We start from the raw sequence: 25,453 nt of genomic DNA, 5'->3' as shown, positions 1-25,453 counted from the left end.
CGGGGGCCGTCAGCTCGCTCCGCGGCCGGGACGGCAGGGGAGAAGGGGCGAGCGACGGAGAACGTGCGGCGACGAGCCTCAGGGCGCGTGGAACTTGTTCTGCGCGACCTCGATGCCGTCGGTCATCAGCGACTCCACGGCGTCGGCGCAGCGGTCCACGACGAACGGCAGTTCCTTGCGCTCCACGCTGGAGAAGTCGCGCAGCACGTAGTCCGCGGGGTCCATCCGACCCGGCGGCCGGCCGATGCCGAACCGCACGCGGTAGTAGTCCTTGGCGCCGAGCGACTTGGAGATCGAGCGCAGGCCGTTGTGGCCGCCCTCGCCGCCGCCCAGCTTGAGCCGCACCGCGCCGAAGTCGACGTCCAGCTCGTCGTGCACGACGATCAGGGCGGCCGGCGCGACCTTGTAGAACCGGGCGGCGCCGACCACCGGGCCGCCCGAGACGTTCATGAACGAGCGGGGCTTGACCAGCACGGCCCGCCGACCGGCGAGCCGGCCCTCGACGACCTCCGCGCCGCTGCGGTGCGCCTTGAACCGGCCGCCCATCCGCGCGGCCAGCTCGTCCAGCACCATGAACCCCGCGTTGTGCCGGTTGCCCGCGTAGTCCGGCCCGGGGTTGCCCAGGCCGACCACCAGCGCCAGCTCCTCCGTCACGTGTCGCTCCCCGTTCCGGTTCCGCACTCGGTGAGCACGAACGGCGCGCCGCCCCGGAGGGTGACGCGCCGTTCGTGTCGGCGCCTCGTTGGCCGGTTCCGGCCACGACGTTCGTTGGTCGTCGCGCCCGGCACGGCCTGGTGCCTGACTAGCGCCCGACAGTGCCCGTCATGCCCGACGTCTGAGGGCCTGCGGCTCACGCCTCGGCGGTGGCCTCCGCGGGCTCGCCGGCCTCGACGGTGGTGGTGCCCTCGGCCTCGAGCTGGGCGGCGGTCGGCGCCGGGACGATGTTCACGACCAGGGCCTCGGCGTCGGTCGCGAGGGTGACGCCGCGCGGCAGCACCAGCTCGCTGGCGTGGATCTGGGTGCCGGCCGCGACACCGGCCACGGACACCTCGACCTGCTCGGGGATGTGCAGCGCCTCGGCCTGCAGCGAGACCACGGTCAGCTCCTGGGTCAGGAGCGTGGCCGGGGCCGGCTCGCCGGTGACGACCACCGGCACGTCGACGGTGACCTGCTCGCCCCGCTGGACCAGCAGCAGGTCGACGTGCTCGATGTAGTTCTTGATGGGGTGCGTGGTGACGGTCTTGGTCAGCGCGAGCTCGCTGTTGCCGTCGCCCAGGTCCAGGGTCAGCACGGCGTTGTGGCCGTGCTCGCGGACCACGCGGGCGAACTCGAGCGCGGGCAGCGCCAGGTGCTTCGGGTCAGAGCCGTGACCGTAGAGCACCGCGGGGATCTTGCCGGCGCGGCGGGTGCGACGGGCGGCGCCCTTGCCAAACTCGGTGCGCGGCTCGGCGGCGAGACGGACCTCGGACACGGTGGTGCTCCTCGATGACGTCGGGCGGGTGATCGGGTCTTCGGCCTGCGGCGGCGGGGGGCGCGGTGGGGTGAGGACAGCGCGCGGCATCAGCGCCGCCGCGTCGATCACGCCAGGCGCGAGGCCCACCCTCGCCGAGGCAACCCGGAAAGTGTAGGCGGTGCTTCCGGCGGGTGCGAACCGGGGTGCGGTTCAGGCGTCGACCTGATCTCCGCTCTGGTCGCCGTCGTAGTTCGCGCGCGCGTCGAGCACCTCCGAGACGTGACGCTCCGCCCAGCGGCCGATGGCCGTGATGGGGGTGCGCAGGGAGGCGCCCAACGCCGTGAGCTCGTACTCCACGCGTGGCGGGACCTCCGCGTACACGGTCCGCTTGATCAGCCCGTCCCGTTCCAGCGCCCGCAGGGTCTGGGTGAGCACCTTCGGTGCGATACCCCCCACACCGCGCCGCAGCTCGGTGAACCGCATCGGGCTCTGCCGGGAGAGCAGGAGCACCACGAGGACGGTCCACCGGTCGCCGATCCGGTCCAGCACCAGCCGGGTCGGGCAGTCGGGGTTGTGCAGGTCCGGCTCCCGCGCCTCGGCGGGTTCTTCGGTAACCACAGGGTATCTATAGCACGTTGAAGTACTCGATAACCAGTAGTTACCGTGAGCCGACCTGCGAGAACGACAGGAGTGGGACATGAAGCTCGTACTGATCGGCGCCACCGGCATGATCGGGAGCCGGGTGCTCGACGAGGCCGTCCGCCGGGGGCACACCGTGACCGCGGTCGCGCGGAACACCGCGGGGCTGGCCGAGCGGGCCGGCGTGACCGCCCGGACCGGCAGCGTGTTCGACGCCGGGTTCCTCGCCGACGTCGCGGCCGGCGCCGACGTCGTGATCAGTGCGATCTCGCCGCGGGTCTCGCCCGAGGGCACCCTGGCCGACGCCGCCCGTCGACTGCTCGACGCCGCGCGGACCGCCGGCGTCCGGCTGGCCGTCGTGGGCGGGGCCGGCAGCCTGGAGGTCGCGCCCGGCGTGCTCCTGGTGGACACGCCGGACTTCCCCGAGGCGTACCAGGCCGAGGCGCGGGCGCAGCGGGACGCGTTGGAGGTCGTGCGCGCCGAGGGCGCCGACGTCGAGTGGACCTTCCTCTCGCCGGCGGCGGAGATCGCGCCGGGCGAGCGGACCGGGCGGTTCCGGCTCGGCGGCGACCAGCTCCTGGTCGACGCGGCCGGCACGTCCAGGATCTCCGCCGAGGACTACGCGGTGGCCCTGCTCGACGAGGTGGAGAAGCCGGCGCACACGCGTCAGCGGTTCACCGTGGCGTACTGAGTTCGGGTGTCGGGTGCCGGGTGCCGGGTGCCCGGTGCCGCCCGGGGCGGGCAGGGCGACCGGCGCGCGTGCGGCCGGAGATGAGCGAAAAGGCCGCTCCCCTGAAGGGGAGCGGCCTTTTCGCGTGCTCTGGGCTCGTCGCGCTCAGGAGGTGAGGGCGATGACGGCGGCCACGACGGCGCCCACGCCGGCCAGCGGGCCGAAGTACTGCATCGGCACGAAGAAGAAGCGGTGCTGGTTGCGGAACATCACCGGCTGACCGGTCTGCGGGTGGAAGCCCTGGACCGGCCGGTTGAGCCGCTGACCGAGGAACCAGATCGCCACGCCGGCCACCGCCAGCCCGACCGCGGTGCCCAGGTTCGCGTGGTCGGTCGCCCCACCGAGCGCGACCCCGATCCCGGTGCCGCCACCGCCGCCGAGGGCCAGCAGCACGAAGACGAGAACTCCCCAACCCGTCCAGACCAGCACGTCGTCACCTCCGACTCGTTGTACGCCGGGCAGATCGACGTGGTCGCGACCGATTCGGTTCCCCCGAATGGGGAAATACCTGTCGCTGGGCCGTGTTCTGCTTCACGCTCCGGTGTCGGAAAGCTGCACATTCGTGGTGAGTGCCGTGGGGCTTTCTGTCAAACCATTTGCCTGAGTTGTGCACAGGCGCCCGGAGTTGTCCACAGCGCAAGGTGATGTGCTGGTCACGGCTGGTGTTGGGTGGATAGGCTGGAGCGGGGCTCGCCCCCCAGGGCGGGTGGGGGCTGTCCTCGGGGGGAAATGGGGGCAGGTGTCCCTTTTCGGGGCGAACGGGCGTTCGCGGCGCACGGGAACGGAAAAGGCGGCGCGCCCCGCGGACGGGGACGCGCCGCCTTTCTCGGCGTCGTGCTCAGGCGTTGCCGTCGAACAGGCTCGTCACCGAGCCGTCCTCGAAGACCTCCTGGATCGCCCTGGCCAGCAGCGGGGCGATGGAGAGCACGGTGAGCTGCGGGAACCGCTTCTCCTCCGGGATCGGCAGGGTGTCAGTGAAGATCACCTCGCGGGCGCCGCTGTTCGCCAGCCGGTCCGCCGCGTCCCGGGACAGCACGCCGTGCGTGGCCGCGATGATGACGTCCTTCGCGCCCTCGGCCAGCAGCTGCTCGGCCGCCTTGGCGATGGTGCCGCCGGTGTCGACCATATCGTCGATCACCACGCAGGTGCGGCCCCGCACCTCGCCCACCACCCGGTTGGCCACGACCTCGTTCGGCTTGAGCGGGTCGCGGGTCTTGTGGATGAACGCGATCGGGTAACCGCCGAGCGTGTCCGCCCACTTCTCGGCCAGCTTGGTCCGGCCGGCGTCCGGCGAGACCACGGTGATGTCCGAGCCGGAGTACTTCTCCTTGACGTGCGAGGCCAGCAGCGGCATCGCCCACAGGTGGTCCACCGGGCCGTCGAAGAAGCCCTGGATCTGCGCGGTGTGCAGGTCAACGGTCATGATCCGGTCCGCGCCCGCGGTCTTGAACAGGTCGGCCACCAGCCGCGCCGAGATCGGCTCCCGGCCGCGGTGCTTCTTGTCCTGCCGCGCGTACGGGTAGAACGGCATGATCACGGTGATCCGCTTGGCGCTGGCGCGCTTCAGCGCGTCCACCATGATCAGCTGCTCCATCAGCCACTGGTTGATCGGCGCGCAGTGGCTCTGGATGACGAACGCGTCGCAGCCCCGGACGGACTCCTCGAACCGGACGAAGATCTCGCCGTTGGCGAAGTCGTAGGCCGACTGGGGCGTGATCGTCACGTCCAGGTGCTTGGCCACCTCCTCGGCCAGCTCCGGGTGCGCGCGCCCGGAGAAGAGCATGAGGCTCTTCTTCGGTGTCGCGGACATCGCGCTGACGCCCATGCTCATTCTCCCTCCCCATGGGTGTCCCCAGCCGCGCCGTCGGCCGCGCCCGTCTCCAGGGCGGTGAGGGCGCGCTGGGCGGCCTGGTCGGCGGGGCTGCCCGGACGCCGCCGGGCCACCCAGCCCTCGACGTTGCGCTGCCGGGCGCGGGCGACCGCCATCGCGCCGGGCGGCACATCGTGGGTGATCACCGAGCCGGCTGCCGTGTAGGCGCCGTCACCCACCTGGACCGGAGCCACGAACATGTTGTCCGAGCCGGTGCGGCAGTGGGACCCGATGACGGTCCGGTGCTTGCGCTCCCCGTCGTAGTTCACGAAAACCGTGGCGGCGCCGATGTTGCTGTGGTCCCCGATGGTGGCGTCGCCCACGTAGCTCAGGTGCGGCACCTTGCTGCCGGCGCCGATGTCGGAGTTCTTCACCTCGACGAACGCGCCGACCTTGCCGGAGACGCCCAACCGGGTGCCCGGCCGCAGGTAGGCGAACGGCCCCACCGAGGCGTTCGCGCCGATCTCGGCGCCGGTGCCGTGGGTGCGCACGACCGTCGCGCCCGGGTGCACGACGCAGCCGACGAGCGTGGTGTCCGGCCCGACCACCGCGCCCTCGCCGACCGTCGTGCCGGCCCGCAGCTGCACCCCGGGCTCCAGCACGACGTCCCTGGCCAGCTCCACGTCGGCGTCCAGCCAGACCGAGGCCGGGTCGACGACGGTGACGCCGGCCCGCATCCACCGCTCCAGCAGCCGGCGGTTCAGCTCGCCGCCGAGCCGGGCGAGCTGCACGCGGTCGTTGACGCCCTCGACCAGCCACGGGTCGTCGCAGACCAGCGCGCCGACCCGCCGGCCGTCGCCCCTGGCCACGCCCAGCACGTCGGTCAGGTAGAGCTCGCCCTGGACGTTGTCGGTGGAGATCCGGCCGAGCCCGTCCCGCAGCACCTCGGCGTCGAACGCGTACACCCCGGAGTTGATCTCCGTGATGGCCCGCTGCTCCGCGCTGGCGTCCTTGTGCTCGACGATGCCCGCGACGGCGCCGTCGGCCTCGCGCAGGATGCGGCCGTAGCCGGTCGGGTCCGCCACGACGGTGGTGAGGACGGTCACCGCGTTGCCGGCCCGCGCGTGCTCGACGAGCAGGGCGCGCAGCGTGTCCGCGTCGAGCAGCGGCACGTCGCCGTAGCTGACCACGACGGTGCCGGTCAGGTCGGCGGGCAGGACGTCGAGCGCGCAGCCCACGGCGTGCCCGGTGCCCCGCTGCTCCTCCTGGACCGCGGCGCCCAGCTCGCGGCCCAGGCGCGTGGCCAGGCCGGTCAGGTGCTCGCCGACCGCGTCGCGGCCGTGGCCCACCACGACGACCAGGTGCGCCGGGTCGATGCCGGCCGCCGCGCGCACCGCGTGCTCCACGAGGGGGCGACCGGCGACCGGGTGCAGCACCTTGGGTGTCGCCGAGCGCATCCGGGTGCCCTCGCCGGCGGCCAGGACCACGGCTGTCACCGGGCCGGCCGGGGTGGGGTCGACCGGGTTCGCGCTGGTCCGGGCCGCGCTGGTCGGGTCGGCACCGGTCCGGTCCGTGTCGGCGTCGGTCGGGGTGCGGTCGGTCGCGGAGCAGGCTGAGGCGGTCCCGCCCTGGAGCATCAGCTCTCCCTAGATCCGTCGTCGCTGATCGGTGGGGCGCCGCAAGGCGGTGGCCCAGGGGCGCCGAGGCCCTCCGGGGTACCGATCCTACGGTGCGTTCGGGACGACGACGTCGTCGCGGTTCGGCCCAGCTCGCCGGGGGTGATCGACAGCGCGGGCCGGTGGCGGGGACGGGGGCTAACCGCCGGTGGCGATCTGGTTGCCGCCCCGGCGTTTCGCCTGGTACATCGCGGCGTCGGCGCGGGCGAGCACCTCGGTGCCGGAGTCGGCGGGGTTGGCGGCCACCACACCCACCGACAACGTCACACCCCGGGAGAAGGTGAGCGGGAGCTGCGCGACCGTGTCCACCGCGCGCTGCAGCGCCGCCTCCGCGGCGGGCAGCGGGGCGCCGGGCAGCAGCACGACGAACTCGTCACCGCCGTACCGGGTGACCACGTCGTCCAGCCGCAGCGCGTTGCGGAGGGTGCTGGCCACCAGCCGCAGGACGTGGTCGCCCTCGGCGTGCGAGCACCGGTCGTTGACCTCCTTGAAGCCGTCGAGGTCGACCAGCGCCACCGACAGCGGCTGCTCCCGCGCCTCCTCCAGCAGGACGACCAGGTGCTCGTCGAGCGCCCGGCGGTTGGGCAGCCCGGTCAGCGGGTCCTGGAAGGCCGCCACCGCGATCGCGCCGGCCCGGCGGCTCAGCCGCTCGTGCTCCAGCCGGGTCATCAGCGTGGCGATGCGCGCCTGCCGCAGCGACCACAGCTCGGTCTCCAGCTCGTAGGTGTACTGCTCCAGGGCGCTCATCGTCACCTCCCCGCCGTCCGGGCCGGACAGCCGGGCGAACTCGCGGACCAGGGACAACCGCAGTGCCGGCTCCGAGGTGTCCTCGGCCAGGTGCTTGCGCGAGGTCGCCAGCACCCGCAACGCCTCCTCCGGGTGGCCGTCGAGCTCCAGGCACCGGGCCAGGGCGAGCGCGACGAGGATCTCCTCCTTGGGGTAGATCGACGAGTCGAGTAACGACCGCAGCAGCGGCACGTGCTCGCCGCCCGGCCTGGCCAGCGCGAACGCCGCGCCCAGCACGGGGAGCTGCTCCCAGGCCGGCAGGTCCTCCCTGCGGGGGAACAGCGACTCCCGCCACGGCCCCTCCACGGCCACCGCGATCGCCGCGGCCGTGTCGAAGCGCTCCTGGGCGGCCCGGTCCCTGCCCACCCGCTCCAGCCGCAGGCCCCAGCCGATGAGCAGTTTCACCCGGTTGATGAGGTGCACCGAGATCTCGTGCGGGCCGCCGTTGTTGCGGACGCACTGGTGCGCCCTGGCCAGCACCTCGTCGGCGATCTCGTGCACGCCGAGCTGGATCAGCACCAGGCCGATGTCCACCAGGGCGGTGGCCAGCATCCGCTCCCAGATGCGCTTGGTGACCAGCGGTTCGGGCACGGGGTTGTCGAGCATCGCCAGCGCGGTGGCGATCGAGGACAGCGCGATGTCCTCGTTGCCCACCTGCAGGGCGCGCGAGCCGCGCAGCGCGAAGGCGTCGGACTCCAGCACGACCAGGTCGTGGCGTCGGGCGTGCTGGAGCAGCTCGTCCAGGACCGGGTCGGCGGTGTCGACCAGCGCGGGCGTGACCAGCCGGACCACCGCGTTCGCCCGCAGGACCTGGCCGAGGGTCCACGGCTCGTCCCGGAGCTGGGCCTCGGCGAGCAGCAGGCGCGCCTCGTCGGCGGCGGCCAGTTGGCCGTCGGCCTCCGCGCGCTGGGCGTGGGCGATCAGCTCGCGGGCACGGGCCAGCAGCCACGCGTCGGACACCTCGCCCAACGTGGGCCCCGGGTCGCTGGCGGCATCCTGCAGCGGCGAACACCCCCTGTGGGCAGGGCCGGTCCCGGCCACCACCGCTGCCGGCGGGGGTGGCCCCGGCAGCTCCGCCGCCAGGATTCGAACCTGGACCATCGGAACCAAAATCCGAGGTGCTGCCGTTACACCACGGCGGAACGGCGACGCCCGCGCGCGAGGCGCGGACTCCACCGATCGACATCGTGGCACATCCGGGCGGCGGATCAGAACGCCGACGAGACTGTGATCTTGCCCCCGTCCGGGGGGCGACGCGCTCCGCCGCAGGTCGGCGCGGGTGCGGGCGGTCGTCACCCGCGCAGGAACTCGCTGACCGCGCTCTCGTACCGGGCCGGGTCGGCGTTCCACTCCGCGACGTGCTCGGCGTCGGGGAACTCGACGTACCGCACCGGCCAGCCCAGACCCGGCGCGGCGGCGGCCAGCTCCCGGGAGGTCTGCACCGGCACCGTGCGGTCGGCGGAGCCGTGCAGCAGCAGCGTCGGGGGCTTCGCGGCCGGCGGGTGGGCGGCCAGCTCGAACCGGTCGAAGTCCAGGTCGGCCCGCCAGCCGGAGACCAGCTCGGCGACCGGGGTGAACGCGCTGGGCACCCCCCGGTTGCCGGCCTGGAGGTCCAGCGTCCGCCGCCAGCTCAGGACGGGCGCGTCCAGCACCACCTTGCTCACCATCGACGCCAGCTCGGACCGGGCGAGCAGCTGACCCACGATCGCCCCGCCCATCGACCAGCCGTACAGCACGACCCGCTGCGCGCCCTTGTCCCGGGCGTAGCGCATCGCGGCCTCCACGTCCCGCCACTCGGTGTCGCCCAGGTGGAACAGCCCGTCGGGGGAGGCCGGCGCGCCCACGTCGTTGCGGTAGGTGATGGCCAGCACCGGCAGGCCGAGCCGGTGCACCACGGGCAGCGCCCGCAGCGACTCGCGCCGGGTGGCGCCCCGCCCGTGCACGGTGATCACCCACGGGGTGTCGGCGGTGGCCGGCGCCGTGGCGGGCGCCGGCACGAACCAGGCGGGCGCGTCACCCAGCTCGGTGCGCACCGCCACGTCGGTGAACTCCAGGCCGTGCGCGCTGCGCGGGTCGCCGTGCCACACGTCGCTGGTCATGCGGACGCTGGCGCCCTCGGGGGGCGCGCCGGCGACGAGGCGCCGCTCCACCCGGCCGTCGCCGCGGCGCAGGACGTCGCCCACCCGCACGGAGCCGGTCGCCCACTCCAGCCCCCAGGTGCCGGGTTTGGCGGTGCGGGCGGACTCGGTCAGCACCACGGACGCGTCCGGCCCCTCCGGCCGGACGCTGATCACCTTCTCGGGGTAGTCGACCGCCTGGACGCGGTCGGGCTGGAGCAGCTCCGCGCTGTAGTACCAGGCCCCGCCGGTGCTGCCTGTCAGCAACACCACGACCACCGTCAGAGCGACAAAAAACCCGATCCGGCGACGTCGACGACTGCGGTTGGTGACGGAGCGCATCGGCACATCCTCCGCCCTCCGACGTCGGGGGGAGGTTGGGGTGGTCGGCGCGACACGCCTGGTGTGGCGGGGACGACACGCCGCCGGTGGGGAGGCGGCTCTGGCGCTCCGGTCGCCGGCAACTTACGCTGGCGTAGGTTACGGTTCCGTAGCCGTAGGTTTGAACGGCTTGCCGTCTCCCGACACCGAGGTAGCAGCGCATGACCCTCGCCCAGGAGGCCCCCGCGTCGGAGCGGGCGCCGAAACCGATGTTCGAGGAGCCCCGCGGCGTCACCGCCCAGGTCTCCGTGTACCTCTTCGTGATCCTCCCGACCCTGGCCCTGGTCGCCGCCGTGCCGCTGGCGTGGGGCTGGGGGCTGGGCTGGGTGGACGTCGCCCTGTTCGTGGCCTTCTACGCGATCAGCGGCCTCGGCGTGACCGTCGGCTACCACCGGCACTTCACCCACGGCTCGTTCAAGGCCAAGCGCGCCCTGCGGGTCGCGCTCGCGGTCGCCGGCAGCACCGCCGTGCAGGGCTCGGTCGTGGACTGGGTGGCCGACCACCGCCGCCACCACGCCTACTCCGACAAGGAGGGCGACCCGCACTCGCCGTGGCTGTTCGGCTCCTCGCCGTGGGCGTTGACCAAGGGCTTCTGGCACGCCCACATGGGGTGGCTGTTCGAGCGGGAGTCGACGAACAAGGAGCGGTTCGCGCCCGACCTGGTCGCCGACCGCGACATCGTCGCCGTGGACCGGCTCTTCGTCCTGTGGACCGCGCTGAGCCTGCTGCTGCCCGGCGTGCTGGGCGGTCTGATCACCTGGACCTGGTGGGGTGCGCTCACCGGCTTCTTCTGGGCCGGGCTGGTCCGGGTCGCCGCGCTGCACCACATCACGTGGTCGGTGAACTCGATCTGCCACATGATCGGCGAGCGGCCGTTCGCCAGCAGGGACAAGGCGGCGAACTTCTGGCCGCTGGCCATCGTGTCCTTCGGCGAGGCGTGGCACAACCTGCACCACGCCGACCCGACCTGCGCGCGGCACGGCGTGCTGCGCGGTCAGATCGACATCTCGGCCAGGACGATCTGGCTGTTCGAGAAGTTCGGCTGGGTGTGGAACGTGCGCTGGCCGACGCCGCAGCGGCTCGCCCGCATCAGCGCCAAGTGACGGTGAACCCGGTGGAGCCGTATGCGCCCGTGCCGCCCACGACTCCGATCGTCGGCGGCGTTGGCGCGTACGGCCCGGCGTTCGCCCTCGTCATCTAGGCTGTTCGGGTGGCGGTGCGACGGCGAGGGCGAACCCGGGAGGACGGGTCCGGGGGAGGCGACGCCAAGGTGGCCCGGGTCCGGATGACCGGCAAGGAACGCCGCGAGCAGCTGCTCGACATCGGCCGCGCGCTGTTCGCGGAGAAGGGCTTCGAGGCCACCTCCATCGAGGAGATCGCGCACCGGGCCGGCGTCAGCAAACCCGTGGTGTACGAGCACTTCGGCGGCAAGGAGGGGCTCTACGCGGTCGTCGTGGACCGGGAGATGCGCAACCTGCTGGACCGCATCGTCTCCGCGCTCACCGGCGGGCACCCGCGTCAGCTCCTGGAGCAGGCGGCGACCGCGCTGCTGGACTACATCGAGGACTGCACGGACGGCTTCCGTATCCTCGTCCGCGACTCCCCGGTCGCCAGCGCGAGCGGCACGTTCTCCAGCCTGCTCAACGACATCGCCAGTCAGGTCGAGCACATCCTGGGCGTTCAGTTCGACGCCCGCGGCTACGAGCCGAAGCTCGCCGCGCTCTACAGCCAGGCGCTGGTCGGCATGGTGGCGCTCACCGGCCAGTGGTGGTTGGAGGTGCGCAAGCCCAAGAAGGACGAGGTGGCCGCGCACCTGGTCAACCTCGCCTGGAAGGGCCTGTCGCACCTGGAGCACAAACCGCAGCTCCGCACCCGCCGCTGAAGCTTCGTCCACAGTGGATTCATATGTCCACAGTGGACTCGGCTGCGCGCGGTGGACTCGTCGGCGGGCGCAGCCGCCACGCGGTCACCCCCGGGTGATCCGGAGGACCTTGTCGTCCTGTCCGTTGCTGGTGGTCACGTAGAGCGCTCCGTCCGGGCCGCGCTGGGCGCCGCGCAGCCGGCCGTAGGCGCCGTTCAGCTCCGGCGGAGTGGTCACCCGCCGCACCTCCTGCCCGTCCGGGGAGAGGTGGGCCAGGAGCAGCTTCCTGCCCTTCAACGCGGTGATCGCCACCGTCCCGTCGAGATCACCCCACTGCTCGCCGGCCAGGAACGCGACGTCGCAGACCGCCTCGGTGGGCCGGCCCGAGCTCCACAGCGCCTCCACCGCCTCGGGGAAGCGGGCGCGGTCGGTCATCGGCACGTCCTCGTCGTAGCCGTTCGGATCGCCCTCCGGCCCCCAGCCGTAGTTCCCGCCGGGGCGCACCAGGTTCAGCTCGTCGTCCACCGTCGGGCCGTGCTCGGCGAGGTAGACGCGGTCCGTGCCCGGCCGCGTCGCCAGCCCCTGCACGTTGCGGTGGCCGTAGGTCAGCGTCAACCGCTCCTCGGGCGTCGGCGAGCCCAACCACGGGTTCCCCGGCCACGGCTCCCCCGTCTGGAGGTTCATCCGCAGCACCTTCCCGCCGAGCCGGGACCGGTCCTGCGCCATCCCGTTGAACGCGGCGTCGCCGGTGCCGACGAGCAGCGCGCCGTCGTGCGCCAGTTCCATCCGGCAGCCCGCGTGCCGCCCGTTCGGATTCACCGGAAGCCCGGACAGCAACGGGTCCCTGACCCGCTGCGCGCTGCGCCCGTCGTCGGCGAGTTTCCAGGTGACCAGCCGGACGTCCTCCGGCGGCCCGCTCGGCGCCTTCCGCGACTGGCACGTCGTGAACTGCCGACTCGTCGCGAAGTCCGGGTGCACCAGCAACCCCATCAGCCCGGTCTCGTGCTCCACGTACACGTCGCCGAAGTCGGCCTCCACCGGCGAGACCGTCGCCCCCGGGCTGCCGCTCGACACCAGGGCGAGCCGGCCGGCCCGCTGCGGCACGAGCAGCCTGCCGTCGGGCAGGAACCCCACGTCCCAGCCGTGCTCCAGGCCGTTCGCGACCACGTCGACGCGCAACCTGGGCTCGTCCGCTCTCGGCTCGCTCGACGCGACGCCCGGCGCACCGGAACAACCGGCCACCGCGACCGCCATCACCACGACGACACCCAGCACCCCAAGGCTCCGCGTGAACACGATCACATTGTTCCCCCGAGGCGCACATCCCGTCCGGGTGATCCCTTCCGACAGAGGTGAGCCCCTGGTCCGCGCACGGCGAACCAGGGGCTCACTGACCAGCGGGGACAGATCAGCTCTTCGGCAGCTTGCCCCGGTGGACCTGCTGGTAGTTCGGCTCCTGCGGTTGGTCGGCCCGCGCGTCCAGCGAGCGCGGTGCCGGAGCGTTCTGCACCGCGGCGCTGGCGCCGTAACCCGCCGTCCACACCTGGAACTCGGGTCCCACTCGCCAGGTGACCCACAGCGTGTTGTTCGCGCCGTTGAGCATGGCGAGGTCGGTGTCGCTCTCGGGACCGCCGTTGAACGGCTTCCACTCCCGGAAGGTGCCGCTGTCGGGCGAGGTGAGTCCGGTCTGGAAGACGACGTTGTCGGTCGAGCGACGCGCGACGATCTCCACCCCGCCGGTGTTGGTGAGGACGGCCGACGGCGAGCCCGCGATCTTCAGATCACCGACAGCCCCCCACGGGCCCTGGAAACCGAGCACCATGTTGCCCTGGTGGTTGTAGACCTTGCCGTCCACGCCCCGTGCGAAGAGCCGCAGGGAGTCGATCGGTAGCTGGCTGCTGAGCCTTTGCACCAGAATGGCGGGGCGTCCCGTGGTGGCCATGGAACCAACGCTTCGTCCGGATCCAGACTTCCCGTCGGAGAAGAGGAACACTCGCACGGTGCCGTCCTTGGCTCGGGCGGCGAAGTAGAAGGTCTGTCCGTCTGGCCCGAGGACGACGGAGAAGTCAGGGGTCAGGTTCTCGCTCCCGGACTGCTTCCAACCGAGGAACGGGCTGTTCTCCGCGTACTGCGTCCGGTGCCAGAGCTTGCCGTCGGCGTCGACGGCGAAGGCGGTGTGCAGCTTGTTCTTGTCCCGCATGACGACGGGGTCGCTGAGCATGGCGCCGCCGAGGTTGGCCACCGGGCGGAAGGAGAAGCTGTTGTTGCTCGTCTCGCGGTAGGCGAGGACGTCCGAGGCGTGTTGCCCCGCCTGGGCGTGGCCGAAGAGCTCGGTGGTGCCGTCGGAGTGCTGGACGAGGCCGGGAACCCCGGTGAACTCGTGGTAGCCGGTCATGCCGGACCAGTCGATGATCCGGGGGTCGGCCGCGCTGCGCTGCCTTCCGTAGGTCAGCGTGCCGTTGTCCTGGACCAACGCGTACCGCATGAGGCCGTTGTCGCCCTGGAGGAGCGCGTTGCGGGCGGGCAGCGACGCCGGCACCGCCGGGCGCTGGGGCGTGGCCGTGGTGGTGAGCTTGCAGTCGTTGGTGGTCGCGACCACGTCGAACTCGTGGTGCCACCCGGTGCCGACCAGCCTGCCTACTCCGGTCGTCTTGTCGTCGTCCCAGGTGTTGGTGTCCTCGTGGTAGCGGTACCAGAGGAGCTCGCCACCGCCCGTCTTCGGGTTGACCCAGGTGGCGTAGAGCACGTCCCCGCCAGGGGAGGACACGTGCTTGAACGCGTGCCAGCCGTGCCAGGGGCCCTTCTGGTACTGGATCCAGCGTTGCGACGCGACGTCGTAGCGGAAGCGGTACAGCTCGCCGTTGGGCTTGCGCGCGTAGAGCACGCCGTCGCCAGCACCCACGATCATGTCGTACTGGTCCCAACCGGTGTCGATGATGTCACCGGTGCCGTTGATCCAGTTCTTCTTGGCGTCGTCCCAGCGGAAGAGCTTGAGCTTGCCCTCGGGATTGATCTCGTAGATGTGGCCGTTCTGGTCGACGGTCACCTTGTTGCGGTGTTCCGGCTGGGTGTACCTGGCCCACCCGGATCCGACCGTCTCGTACTGGAGTCCGTCGGCGAAGGTGTCCCACCCGTTGCCGTTCCAGCGGTACCGGCGCAGGTCACCCTGGTTGCCGTCCGCTCGCAGGCTCCACATCCAACCATTGGGGCCGGCCAGCGTCCTTCCCTGGTGCCAGCCATTCCCGATAGTTTTCTTCTGGCCCCAGGAGGCCGCGCCGGTCTCCGGTTCCTCATGCGGGTAGAGATAGAGGTCGCCGTCCTGCTGCACGCCCATGACGCTGGCGCTCGTGCGACACGAGATGTTTTCGGCCGCGTGCGCGACGTTGTTGCCGAAGGGAACGAATGGGGCGATGGTGGCGGCGGTGGCCGCGGCCATCGCGAGAAGAATTCCTCTGCCGGTTCTGCCTGGTCTCGAAGGTCTCATTCTTCTTCCTTTGAGATGGGACGTCGCGCCGGGGTGACGGCCGTGGGCGGTGGTGAGTTCCTCCTGGTCCGGTCGCCCTGGCCTTGTCAAGGTAGCCAGACGGAGACGCTTCGCGCAGCGCTTTCTTTGGACGCGGAAAGGCCTTATCCCTTCCTTGTGGATGCAAGCAAGCGTCCGTTTGTGTGAACTCCTGCGCGTTACCGTCGCGACGGTGATTCACGTCACGGACGCCTGCTTTCGGCTGCTCGCCGACAAGCCATTCGCACTCTTGTGCCCGCACTGACCCCACTCCATCCTCAAAGCGATCGCGGCCCGTTCACGGGACGCGGCGGAACGCTGGGTGGGTGTCCACAGTGGGGGGAAGGTTCGCCGTGCGCGCAGTTCGCCGATCCCGCCGTCATCGTATTTCCGGCCGAACGCGTGCCGACCGACCAGGAGGCAGAGGCAGACCTCGTCCGGCCGTCTACGGGGTGATCCTCGCCCTGTTGCTGGGCGTGGTCGGACCGTCGGCCGCCGAGGTGATGCCACCGTTCGGTGGGCTCGCTTGGGCGGAGAGCAAGGACCCGCGTGAGCTGGCCCCGCCCCAGGAGTGGGGCACGGCGAAGAAGGACGAGCCGCACACCGTCGAGGGGGAGGGCGCGAACCGCGCCGAGCCCCTCTCCGACCAGGGGAAGCACCCCCAGCTGGCGGCCCAGCCGGATCCCAAGCCGCGAAACGAGGTTCGTGCGGTCGACGCCCCTACGCAGGTTCGGGGCTTCGACAGCGCGAGCAGCCGGGAGCTGGCCGACCGGCGTGGCGCGCACGAGCGCACCTACCAGAACGCCGACGGGACCAGGACCACCGAGTTCAGCCGGGACCCGATCCACTACCGCAAGCCCGACGGGGCGTGGGCGCCGATCGAGACGGTGATCGTCAGGGACGGCGCGGAGTGGCGGAACACCGCCGACCAGGTCGACATCCGGTTCGCCGCGCGGAGCGGGCAGAACGACCTGGTGCGGATGCGCCTCGACGGGAACCGGGAGTTCGCGTTCGGGGTCGCCGACGCGGGTGTGGCGCAGGGCGAGGTCAACGGCAGCGCCATCACGTACGCCGCCATCCGGCCGGAGTCCGACCTGCGTGTCGACGTCGTTCCGGGCGCGGTCAAGGAAACCCTGGTGCTCCGCTCCCCGAAGGCGCCTCGGACCTGGCTATTCCCGTTGCGGCTCAAGGGGTTGAGCGCGAAGACCGACGGCGACCAGGTGCTGCTCCTCGACGGCGAGGGCAAGGAGCGCGCCCGCATTCCCCGCGGCTTCATGACCGACTCCAAGGTCGACCCCACCACCGGTGACCCCACCACCTCCTACGGCGTGACGTACAAGCTCGTCGACCACAACGGTCAGCAGGCGTTGGCCGTGGAGCTGGACCAGGCGTGGCTGGACGACCCGGCGCGCCAGTACCCGGTGTCGGTCGATCCCACCGTCGCGACTGTCAACAGCAGCGAGAGCATGTACGTGGAGAAGTCCACGTCCGGCTACAACAAGCGCTTCGACGGTGCCCAGGAACTGCGCGTGGGTCGCGCGAACTCGGGTGGCGTCGACCTGACCGCGGCGAGCTACGTCAAGTTCGGCGACCTCGGCCCCGGCGGGAGCCTGCACAACCACAAGATCTTCGGCGCGCAGCTCTACCTGACGAACTACTGGTCGTGGTCGTGCCAGCCTCGGCCGGTCACGGTGCACCCCGTCCTCACCGACTGGGGAACCGGCGGATACCCCGGCCCCGGCGTGGGCGATTCGCTCGCCGAGAAGTCGTTCGCGCACGGCTACATCGGGCTGGGCCAGTCGGCGTCCCCCTGCCCCACCACGCCGGAGCTGATCGACCTCGGCGAGGGCGGTCGCGATCTCGTCCAGCGGTGGGTCAAGGGCGAGCAGGTCAACCACGGCCTGTCGGTCCGCGCCTCCGAGACGGACGTCTTCGGGTGGAAGAAGTTCGCCGGCCACGGCACGGCGAACCCGCCACGGCTGTTCGTCACGCACACCGAGTACGACGCCGAGTACCGCATCGACCGGGGCACGCCGGAGCCGCCGGTGCTGCGCAACCAGGGCGGCCGCGTCAAGATCACGGTGACCAACCGGGGCGCGAACACCTGGGGCGCCAACGACTTCGCCCTGGGCTACCGGGCCTTCACGGCGGGCGGCAGCCCGGTCAAGTCGCCCGAGGCGGCGTCGCTGCCGCACGACGTCGCGCCGGGGCAGTCCGTGACGCTGGAGCCCTACGTCCAGCCCATGGAGCCGGGTGACTACCTCCTCGACTTCAGCATGTTCCGCCGGGGCGGCGCGTACTTCACCGACGAGCAGATCCGTCCGGCCCGGCTGGCCATGTCGGTGTTCAACATCGAGCCCATCGTCAAGGCCCAGTACCCGCCGAGCGGGCACGCCGCCCCGACGCTCACCCCGCAGCTGTGGGTGGACGCGGTGGACGTCGACGCCCCGCCGGGCTCCGCGTTGCAGTACCGGTTCGAGATCTGCCGCAGGGGAGCCGACGGCAACCCCTTCGACTGCTGGGACTCCGGCCGCGTCGGCCAACGCACGTGGACGGTGCCCAAGGGCAAGCTCCGGTGGGGGCAGACCTACCTCTGGCGTGCCTTCGCCTGGGACGGGGAGACGGAGAACCAGAAGCTCGACTTCAGCGTCCTCACGACCTCGGTCCCGCAGCCCGAGATCACCTCGCACCTGGGCGGCGCGCCCTACAGCACCAACGACCGGGACTTCGACCCCCAGGTCGGCAACTACTCCAGCAGCGCAGTGGACGCGTCGGTCAAGGTCACCGGGCCGGACCTGACGGTGGCCAGGACCTACAACAGCCAGGACCCCCGGCGTGATCTCGCCTTCGGAGCCGGCTGGTCCACCCGCTACGACATGCGGATCGTCCCCGACGGCGACGGCTCGGGCAACGTCGTGGTGACCTACCCCGACGGCCAACAGGTGCGGTTCGGCGCGAACGCCGACGGCCTGACCTACGCGCCGCCGCCCGGGCGCTTCGCCACCCTGTTCCGCGTCGGAGACCAGTCGGGCGGCGGCTGGCGCCTCGTGGACAAGGTGCGCAACGTCTACACCTTCCGCCCGGACGGAAAGCTCGTCAGCATCCACGACAACGCGAACCGGTGGATCGAGCTCGACTACAACACCGGCGGCGACCTCCAGCGCGCGATCAGCCGGACCAGCAACCGCACGCTGCACTTCACCTGGGCGGGCGGCCACGTGGCGTCGGTGAAGACGGACGCGGTGGACGGCAAGCAGATCACCTGGACGTACAAGTACGAGGGCGACCGCCTCAAGGAGGTCTGCGACCCCAAGGGCGGGTGCACCAAGTACGAGTACGGCACGGGCTCGCACTACCGCAGCGCCGTCCTGGACTCGCAGCCCGACTCGTACTGGCGGCTCGGCGAGCCCAGTGGTGACTCGGCGACCAGCCAGGTGGCCGTCAACCTCGGGAAGGACTGGGGCCGGTTCACCGACGTGGCCCTCGGGGCGAAGGGACCGGTCGAGGGCAGCCCCGACACCGCGGCGACCTTCAACGGCAGGTCGTCGTGGGTGAAGCTCCCCGAGGGATCGGTCAGGAAGAGCCGCGACCTGGCCCTGGAGCTGTGGTTCCGGACCACGGGGAGCGGCCCGCTGGCCGGCCTCCAGACCCACGCCTTCACCGAGAACCCGACCGGCGCGCTCCCCGCGCTCTACGTCGGCAACGACGGCAAACTGCGCGGCCAGTTCTGGCACGGCCGGGTCGACCCGATCACCACGGCGCAGCCGGTGAACGACGGCAAGTGGCACCACGTCGTGCTGTCCGGCTCGCTCGCCACCCAGACGATGTTCCTCGACGGCGCGAAGGTCGGGTCGACCGAGGGCGAGATCGACCTCGCCTCGATGAACCACGCCCAGATCGGCGCCGCGTACACCGTGCCCCCGTCGGCCTGGCCGGAGTGGGGCGCCGACGCCAAGCGCCACTTCGCCGGCGACATCGACGAGGTCGCGCTCTACCAGCACCCGCTCGGCGAGGCGGCGGCCCGCGCGCACTTCGAGGCGCGGCGGGCGTCCGACCAGATCACGAAGGTGACCACTCCTGGCGAGCGGATCGCCGCCGAGGTGAAGTACGACGTCACCAACGACCGGGTCAGCGAGGTCGTGGACCGCGACGGCGGGCGGTGGCGGATCGCCGCGCCCGTGATCACCGGCAACCCGAACAAGGACGATGCGCAGGGCCGCAAGGTCCGCAACCTGATCCGCACCATCCAGGTCACCGACCCCGGGAATCGCCTGCACGTCTACGACTACGACCCGATCAAGGGCCGCATCCTGCGCTCCGTCGCGCCGCTGGGCGTGGGAGCGCGGGAGGAGGACAAGCTCGGCTCCACGGGCACGCCGGTCACCACTCCCTCGGCGACGCCGTGCCCGAGCAAGCCGACACCCAACCCGGACGGCAGCCCGCACTACTGCGGCGGTCAGAGCACGAACGACCCGAGCTGGGTCGGCGGCCCGGTCCAGGGCCTCGGCGTGCGGAGCTTCGACTACGACGAGTCGGGCTTCCAGCACACGATCACGGACGAGAACGGCAACCAGGTCGTGCTCAAGCACGACGAGCGCGGCAACGTCCTGTCGCGCACCACGTGCCGTGGCCCCGGGAACTGCCAGACCGTCCACAACACGTACCACCTGCCGCCCAAGAACGGCACGGACGACAACAACCCGGTCAACGACAAGCTCCTGACCAAACGGGACGGTCGCTCGTCAGGACCCGCCGACGACACCTACCGGACCGCCTACACCTACACCGCCACCGGCGACCTGGAGACCCAGACCAACCCGGACGGCTCGCAGGTGCGGCACACGTACACCGACGGGAGCACCGCCGCCGAGGGCGGTGGCAACGAGCCGCCGGCGTTGGTGAAGACCACGACGGACGCGCGCGGCGCGAAGACCACCTACCGCTACTACGCCAACGGCGACGTCGCCGAGACGATCGATCCCGCCGGTCTCCGCACCAGGTACCGGTACGACGTCCTCGGCCGGAAGGTCGAGGAGACCGAGGTCTCCGACAGCTTCCCCGGCGGACTGACCACCAGTTACGTCTACGACGAGCGGGGCAGGGTCGTCGCCGTCACGGAGCCGCCCACGACCGACGCGGTCAACGGCGCCAAGCACCAGCGGCGGACGGTCACCGCGCACAACGCCGACGGTGACCCGGTCTGGGTGCAGGTCTCCGACGTCACCGGTGGGGACCAGACCCGGATGACGGTCTACGACTACGACCGGCACGGTCGCCAGTCGAAGGTGACCGACGCCGAGGGCAACGCCACTTACTACGGCTTCGACGCCTTCGGCAACCGGACCTGGGTGGTCAACCCCAACGGCACGAAGATCGAGTACGCCTACACGGCCAGGAACAAGCTGGCCGAGGTGCGCCTGCGCGGGTGGCACGGCAAGCCGGTGAGCCCGGACGAGAGCGGGCGACCCGGTGACGGCGAGGGCGACAAGAACGTCGGCGAGACCCTGCTCCTCAACTCCTACGTCTACGACCTCGGCGGTCGACTGGCGAAGCACACCGACGCCATGGGCCGGCAGACCGAGTACCGGTACCACGGCGACAACCTCCTCTGGCGAGTCCGCGCGCTCCAGGTCCGACAGGCCGACGGCAGCAAGAAGGACGTCGTCCTGGAGGAGAACAGCTACGACGCCGCCGGCAACCTGACCAAGCGGGTCGGACCGGGTGGGCGGGCGACCGTCCACGAGGTGAACGCCACCGGCCGCATCACCGCCACCACGGTGGACCCGGAGAACCTGAAGCGGCGCACCGAGTTCCGCTACGACGCCAACGGCAACGTGTTGCAGGTCGTCAAGAGTGGCAACTTCTCCAACGCGGGGTCGTTCCAGGCGACCGCCGCGGAGGTCGTCGACTACGAGTACGACGCGGCGGGGCGCCAGACCGCCGAGAAGCTCCGCAACGGCTTCGCGGCGCTGACCACCACCCGGCGGTACGACCAGCACGGTCGGGTCGTCGCCGAGACCGACCCACGCGGCAACGCTCCGGGGGCGAAACCGGCCGACTTCACGACCGAGTTCCGCTACGACGAGGAGGGGCGCGAGGTCCAGGAGATCGCGCCCACGGTGCAGGTCGAGAGCGCCGGCAGAGCGCCGTCGGCGGCGCGTCCGACGAAGTTCACCGGCTACAACACCTTCGGCGAGACCGTCGCCACGAAGGACGAGAACGGGAACGTCGGCAAGCGCTCGTACGACCGGACCGGCCGCCTCGTCGAGGTGGAGAGCCCCGGCTACACCCAGCCGGGAGCGTCCGAGCCGGTGCGGAGCGTCAGCAGGAACCGGTACGACCACGCGGGCAACCTGGTCGAGACGACCGATCCCCGGGGAGCGGTCACCCGGTACCGCTACGACCAACTCGGCCGACTGCTGGAGCGGCAGGACCCGAAGCCGGACAAGCCCGGTGAGGGTGGCGGCACCTGGCGCTACACCTACACCCACACCGGCGAGCGGCTGTCCGAGACCGACCCGCAGGGCGCGCGGACCGAGGCCACGTACGACGAACTCGGCCGCAAGATCACGCAGAGCCAGCTCGAACGCCGACCGGTCGCGGCCGCCCACACGTCGAAGTACGAGTACGACCTCGCCGGGAACCTGGTGGCCGAGACCTCCCCGACCGGGGACGTGGTCCGGCACGCGTACGACGTCCTCGGCCAGCGCATCAGCACGACCGACCCCGCGGGCGTCGTCACGCAGTTCGGCTACGACGGGGCCGGCCGCCCCAACTACGGCAGGGACGGGCTCGGCCGGACCTCGTTCTCCCAGCGCGACGCGGCCGGCCGGCTCGTCACGCAGGCCGACTACGACGCCAACGGCCAGCTTCTGCGCCGGGTCAAGGCGGCGCACGACGCGGCGGGCAACGTGGTCGCCAGGACCGACGCCCAGGGGCACACCACGAAGTACGCCTTCGACGCCCTGAACCGACTGGTCCAGCAGGTCGAGCCGGTCTCGGACACCGAGACGATCACGACCAGCTTCGGCTACGACGCCAAGGGGAACCGGACCCGCTACACCGACGGTCGGGGCAACGTCACGACCTACAGCTACAACAGCTGGTCGCTCGCCGAGTCGGTGGTCGAGCCGGCGACGCAGGCCCACCCCGAGGCGAAGGACCGCACGTGGACCGCGATCTACGACGCCGCGGGCAACACGGTCAAGCAGCTCGCGCCGGGCGGAGTCACGCGGGATCGCCAGTTCGACGCGCTGAACCGGCTGACCAAGGAGACCGGCTCCGGCGCGGAGACCGCGACCTCGGAGAAGGTGTTCGAGTACGACCAGATCGGCCAGCTCACCTCGCTGAGCGCGCCGGGCGGCAGGAACACCTTCAACTACGACGACCGGCGGCACCTGCTGTCGGCTGAGGGTCCGTCCGGAAAGGCCAACTTCGAGTTCGACGGCGACGGGCGGATCACCGCCCGGACCGACGCCGCCGGCACGACCCGGTTCGGCTACGGCAAGGGACGGCTGACGACGGTCGCCGACGGCATCACCGGCGTCAACGAGGCACTGTCCTACAACGAGGCCGGCCAGGTCTCGAAGGTCGACTACGGCACGGGGCGGGTGCGCGAGTACGGGTACGACAACCTCGGTCGACTTGCCTCCGACGCGCTGAAGAACTCGGCCGGCACCGCCGTGACGTCGGCCGTCTACGAGTACAACGCGAACAACCAGTTGACGCGCAAGGCCACCGCCGGCACCGCGGGCGCGGGTGACAACACCTACGGCTACGACTACGCCGGCCGGCTGACCTCGTGGACCGTGGGCGGCAAGACCACCCAGTACGCGTGGGACGCGGCCAGCAACCGCACGCGCAACGGCGACAAGACCGCGAGCTACGACGAGCGGAACCGCCTGCTGGCGGACGGGGACTACACCTACAAGTACACGGCCCGAGGCACTCTCGCGTCGCGCACCAGCTCCGGGCTGGAGGAGAAGTTCACGTTCGACGCCTTCGACCGGCTGATCGACGTCGGCAAGGCGAAGTACGAGTACGACGCCCTGGACCGGGTGACCAACCGCAACGGGCAGAAGTTCTCCTACGCCGGAACCGAGATCGACCCGGTCAGCGACGGCATCACCACCTACAGCCGAGGTCCGGCCGGCGAGCTGCTGGCGTTGGCGCAGGGCGGTGACAAGCGGCTCCTGTTGTCCGACAAGCACGGCGACGTCGTCGGCGGGTTCAAGCCGGAGGGCGAACTCACCGGCCTGGCCGACTCCGCCACCTACGACCCCTTCGGGCAGGTCACGGCGACCGGCGGGGCCAAGCGCGCGGTCGGCTTCCAGGGCGACTGGACGGACCCGGACACCAACCAGGTCAACATGGGCGCCCGTTGGTACAACCCGGGCACGGGCTCGTTCCTCTCCCGGGACACCGTCACCGCGTCGTCGGGTGGCGCGGCCTGGTTCAACCGCTACACCTACGGCGTCGGCTCACCGCTGAACTTCATCGACCCCGACGGGCACTGGTCGTGGGGCGACGTGTGGGACGTCGGCAAGAAGGTCGTCAGCGGCGCGGTCGAGGTGGTCAAGGAGGTCAGCGGCTACAACGACGTCAAGAACTTCATCGACGAGCCGAGCTTCGGGAACTTCCTCTGGGCGGCCTCCAACTTCGTGCCATTCGGCAAGGTCGCCAAGGGCGTGAAGTACCTCGCCAAGTACGGCGACGACCTCATCGGCGGCGCTCGGCGCTACGGGGACGACCTGGTGGGCGCCGGCCGCCGCTACGGCGATGACCTCGCTGGCGCCGCCCGGCGCTATGGCGACGACCTCGCCGGCGCGGCTCGCCGGTACGGCGACAACATCGCCGGCGCGGCCCGACGCTTCGGCCGAGGGGTGGCCAAGTACGGCAAGGCGGCCGGCCGGTACGGATCGATGGCCGCCCGCGCGGGACGTGCGGGGATCAGCACCATGAGCGCCGCGGCCGCCGCTGCGGCCCGACGCGCCGCACAGGAGGCGGTGACCCGGGTCGCCCGCCAGGCAGCGGAGACGGCGGTCCGGCGCAACCCGATCCCGGTCCTGCAGGCGGCGCTGAAGCCGACCTACCTGATGAAGGACCTGGTGTCCTCCGCACCGCATCTGCCGGCGAAGGCGGTGCAGGCGCTCAAGACAGACGTCCAGGACCTGAACAAGATCTACGACACCATCAAGGCGACGATCGTCAAAGCTGGGACCGAGGTCATCCAGAGCGTCGCGGAACAGGCGGTCTCGGAGCTGGTGAGCAGCGTTTCACCCGAGGCTGCCGCGGCGATCGACCTCCTCGGCGGCCCGAAGGGCAAGCGCGGCGCCGGCCAGGCCCGCGCGTCGGGCCGGACGGCCAGAGCCGAGGCGGCGACCGGGTGCCGGGTGAGTGGTGTCGGCACAGCAAGCCTCGACCGGCACAGTTTCAGTCCCGAGACACCGGTCCTGATGGCCGACGGCTCGCGGAAGCCCATCAAGGACATCCAGCTCGGCGACCAGGTGATGGCCACCGACCCGACCACCGGTCAGACGGGCATCCGCGAGGTCACCGACGTCCGGTCGCACGACTCCGACAACGTGCTCGTCGAGGTCACCATCGACACGGACGGGCAGGCTGGCGACCAGACCGGCAAGCTGGTCGCGACCGACGAGCACCCGTTCTGGGTCGAGAGCGTCGGCAAGTGGCTCCACACGAAGGACCTGAAACCCGGCTACACCTTCCGGACCGCCGACAACCGTCCGGCGACCGTCACCGGAACGCGCTCCTTCAGCGAAGTCCGCCGCGTCTACAACCTCACGGTCGACGGCCTCCACACGTACTATGTGCTGGCGGGGCCCACCTCGGTCCTCGCCCACAATTCCAACCCCACCCGGGCCCACAAGTGCGGCGAGGTGGCAGTCGATACGAATGCCGTGACGGACGCGCTGTCGGGCGCGAAGACCACTGAAGTCGATGCCGCATTGGCGGGACGCTCCCCTGTCCTTTCGCCCACCGCCCACCGTGAACTGCTCGAAGGCGGCCACTCGGCGGACGACATCGATGGCTGGCTGTCGGCGCGAGGAGGTCGCATGGGGCCAGCTGCCACCAGCGAAGGTGTTGCTTCCCTTCAGGCTCGCCTCAGGAGCATGTGGAAGGCTAAGTCGTTTAGGCCCATGATTGCCGACGATGATGCCGCGGTCTTGCATTCGGCAATACAGGACGGGCTGTCCGTGATCACAAACGACAAGAGGTTTTATAAGAATATCGAGAGACTTGGATACTCGAGTGAACGATATTAGCTGGCGATGACTTGGGGTGGCCCGCTTGTTTGATTGCGGGCCACCCCTCGACTGTTCGGCCGCCAAATACGCCCATGAAAGTGGTATACATGCGCGAAAGTGAGATCGAAGAGATCGAGGAGCTGTGCTCTGCCGCCACGCCCGGACCCTGGTTCGTTAGGTCCTTGGACGATGACTATGCAATGAATCTTGTGGCTGTGAGCACTGTTCCT

General features: G+C 71.0%; 14 protein-coding genes and 1 tRNA gene. 4 read left to right on the top strand and 11 right to left on the bottom strand.

The genetic code is table 11. The annotated features are described in order from the left end of the window. Positions 1-78 precede the first annotated feature (78 nt). From pth to BUE43_RS26355, 3 genes are all read right to left on the bottom strand, one after another. Entirely contained in the window at positions 79-654 is a 576-nt protein-coding gene (pth, locus tag BUE43_RS26365) for an aminoacyl-tRNA hydrolase (RefSeq protein ID WP_073488330.1), read from the bottom strand. A 196-nt stretch (positions 655-850) separates the two neighbouring features. Next, positions 851-1,471 (bottom strand): 50S ribosomal protein L25/general stress protein Ctc, encoded by a 621-nt coding sequence (locus tag BUE43_RS26360; protein WP_073488327.1) that lies wholly within the window; start codon positions 1,469-1,471, stop codon positions 851-853. 192 nt (positions 1,472-1,663) lie between these two features. Beyond that, on the bottom strand, positions 1,664-2,071 hold the full coding sequence (locus BUE43_RS26355) for a winged helix-turn-helix transcriptional regulator (protein ID WP_073488324.1): 408 nt from the start codon (positions 2,069-2,071) through the stop codon (positions 1,664-1,666). A gap of 79 nt (positions 2,072-2,150) precedes the next feature. Here BUE43_RS26355 and BUE43_RS26350 point away from each other — a divergent pair, with 79 nt between their 5' ends. Next, complete coding sequence (locus BUE43_RS26350) at positions 2,151-2,783, top strand: NAD(P)-dependent oxidoreductase (RefSeq protein WP_073488321.1); 633 nt, start codon at positions 2,151-2,153, stop codon at positions 2,781-2,783. A 144-nt stretch (positions 2,784-2,927) separates the two neighbouring features. Here the strand turns inward: BUE43_RS26350 and BUE43_RS26345 are convergent, their stop codons facing one another. The 6 genes from BUE43_RS26345 to BUE43_RS26320 form a co-directional block, all read right to left on the bottom strand. Beyond that, complete coding sequence (locus BUE43_RS26345) at positions 2,928-3,251, bottom strand: hypothetical protein (protein WP_073488317.1); 324 nt, start codon at positions 3,249-3,251, stop codon at positions 2,928-2,930. Between the two features lie 409 nt (positions 3,252-3,660). Next, positions 3,661-4,632, bottom strand: a complete 972-nt coding sequence (locus tag BUE43_RS26340) for a ribose-phosphate diphosphokinase (RefSeq protein ID WP_200797676.1) — start codon at positions 4,630-4,632, stop codon at positions 3,661-3,663. 17 nt (positions 4,633-4,649) lie between these two features. Next, complete coding sequence (glmU, locus tag BUE43_RS26335; RefSeq protein WP_083960180.1) at positions 4,650-6,269, bottom strand: bifunctional UDP-N-acetylglucosamine diphosphorylase/glucosamine-1-phosphate N-acetyltransferase GlmU; 1,620 nt, start codon at positions 6,267-6,269, stop codon at positions 4,650-4,652. A gap of 177 nt (positions 6,270-6,446) precedes the next feature. Beyond that, entirely contained in the window at positions 6,447-8,054 is a 1,608-nt protein-coding gene (locus BUE43_RS26330) for a GGDEF domain-containing protein (RefSeq protein ID WP_234995939.1), read from the bottom strand. Between the two features lie 111 nt (positions 8,055-8,165). Continuing rightward, positions 8,166-8,236 (bottom strand) — tRNA-Gln (locus BUE43_RS26325). Between the two features lie 150 nt (positions 8,237-8,386). Continuing rightward, positions 8,387-9,553, bottom strand: coding sequence for an alpha/beta hydrolase family protein (locus BUE43_RS26320; RefSeq protein WP_073488311.1), 1,167 nt, complete (start codon positions 9,551-9,553; stop codon positions 8,387-8,389). A gap of 200 nt (positions 9,554-9,753) precedes the next feature. Here BUE43_RS26320 and BUE43_RS26315 point away from each other — a divergent pair, with 200 nt between their 5' ends. Together BUE43_RS26315 and BUE43_RS26310 are read left to right on the top strand one after the other, a co-directional pair. Then, positions 9,754-10,695: an acyl-CoA desaturase gene (locus tag BUE43_RS26315; protein ID WP_073488308.1), complete on the top strand. Its 942-nt coding sequence runs from the start codon at positions 9,754-9,756 to the stop codon at positions 10,693-10,695. Between the two features lie 182 nt (positions 10,696-10,877). Next, positions 10,878-11,474 (top strand): TetR/AcrR family transcriptional regulator, encoded by a 597-nt coding sequence (locus BUE43_RS26310; protein WP_073488501.1) that lies wholly within the window; start codon positions 10,878-10,880, stop codon positions 11,472-11,474. 84 nt (positions 11,475-11,558) lie between these two features. Here BUE43_RS26310 and BUE43_RS26305 read toward each other — a convergent pair whose 3' ends face one another. Together BUE43_RS26305 and BUE43_RS26300 are read right to left on the bottom strand one after the other, a co-directional pair. Further along, positions 11,559-12,707: a PQQ-dependent sugar dehydrogenase gene (locus BUE43_RS26305; RefSeq protein WP_073488499.1), complete on the bottom strand. Its 1,149-nt coding sequence runs from the start codon at positions 12,705-12,707 to the stop codon at positions 11,559-11,561. 154 nt (positions 12,708-12,861) lie between these two features. Next, positions 12,862-14,889, bottom strand: a complete 2,028-nt coding sequence (locus tag BUE43_RS26300) for a tachylectin-related carbohydrate-binding protein (RefSeq protein WP_073488305.1) — start codon at positions 14,887-14,889, stop codon at positions 12,862-12,864. A 518-nt stretch (positions 14,890-15,407) separates the two neighbouring features. Between BUE43_RS26300 and BUE43_RS34390 the strand changes: the two genes are divergently transcribed. Next, positions 15,408-25,241 carry an RHS repeat-associated core domain-containing protein gene (locus tag BUE43_RS34390; RefSeq protein WP_073488302.1) on the top strand — a complete coding sequence of 3,278 codons (9,834 nt, stop codon included), beginning with the start codon at positions 15,408-15,410 and terminating at the stop codon, positions 25,239-25,241. Positions 25,242-25,453 lie beyond the last annotated feature (212 nt).

The sequence above is a fragment of the Streptoalloteichus hindustanus genome, from assembly GCF_900129375.1.
Classification (GTDB): Bacteria; Actinomycetota; Actinomycetes; order Mycobacteriales; family Pseudonocardiaceae; genus Streptoalloteichus; species Streptoalloteichus hindustanus.
This window is presented reverse-complemented; position numbering and strand designations above follow the sequence as displayed.

Coding starts and splice junctions, on each gene's coding strand:
- BUE43_RS26350 (WP_073488321.1), top strand. CDS start 2,151: ATGAAGCTCGTACTGATCGGCGCCACCGGCATGATCGGGAGCCGGGTG.
- BUE43_RS26340 (WP_200797676.1), bottom strand. CDS start 4,632: ATGTCCGCGACACCGAAGAAGAGCCTCATGCTCTTCTCCGGGCGCGCG.
- glmU (WP_083960180.1), bottom strand. CDS start 6,269: ATGCTCCAGGGCGGGACCGCCTCAGCCTGCTCCGCGACCGACCGCACC.
- BUE43_RS26320 (WP_073488311.1), bottom strand. CDS start 9,553: ATGCGCTCCGTCACCAACCGCAGTCGTCGACGTCGCCGGATCGGGTTT.
- BUE43_RS26315 (WP_073488308.1), top strand. CDS start 9,754: ATGACCCTCGCCCAGGAGGCCCCCGCGTCGGAGCGGGCGCCGAAACCG.
- BUE43_RS26310 (WP_073488501.1), top strand. CDS start 10,878: ATGACCGGCAAGGAACGCCGCGAGCAGCTGCTCGACATCGGCCGCGCG.
- BUE43_RS26305 (WP_073488499.1), bottom strand. CDS start 12,707: ATGGCGGTCGCGGTGGCCGGTTGTTCCGGTGCGCCGGGCGTCGCGTCG.
- BUE43_RS26300 (WP_073488305.1), bottom strand. CDS start 14,889: ATGGCCGCGGCCACCGCCGCCACCATCGCCCCATTCGTTCCCTTCGGC.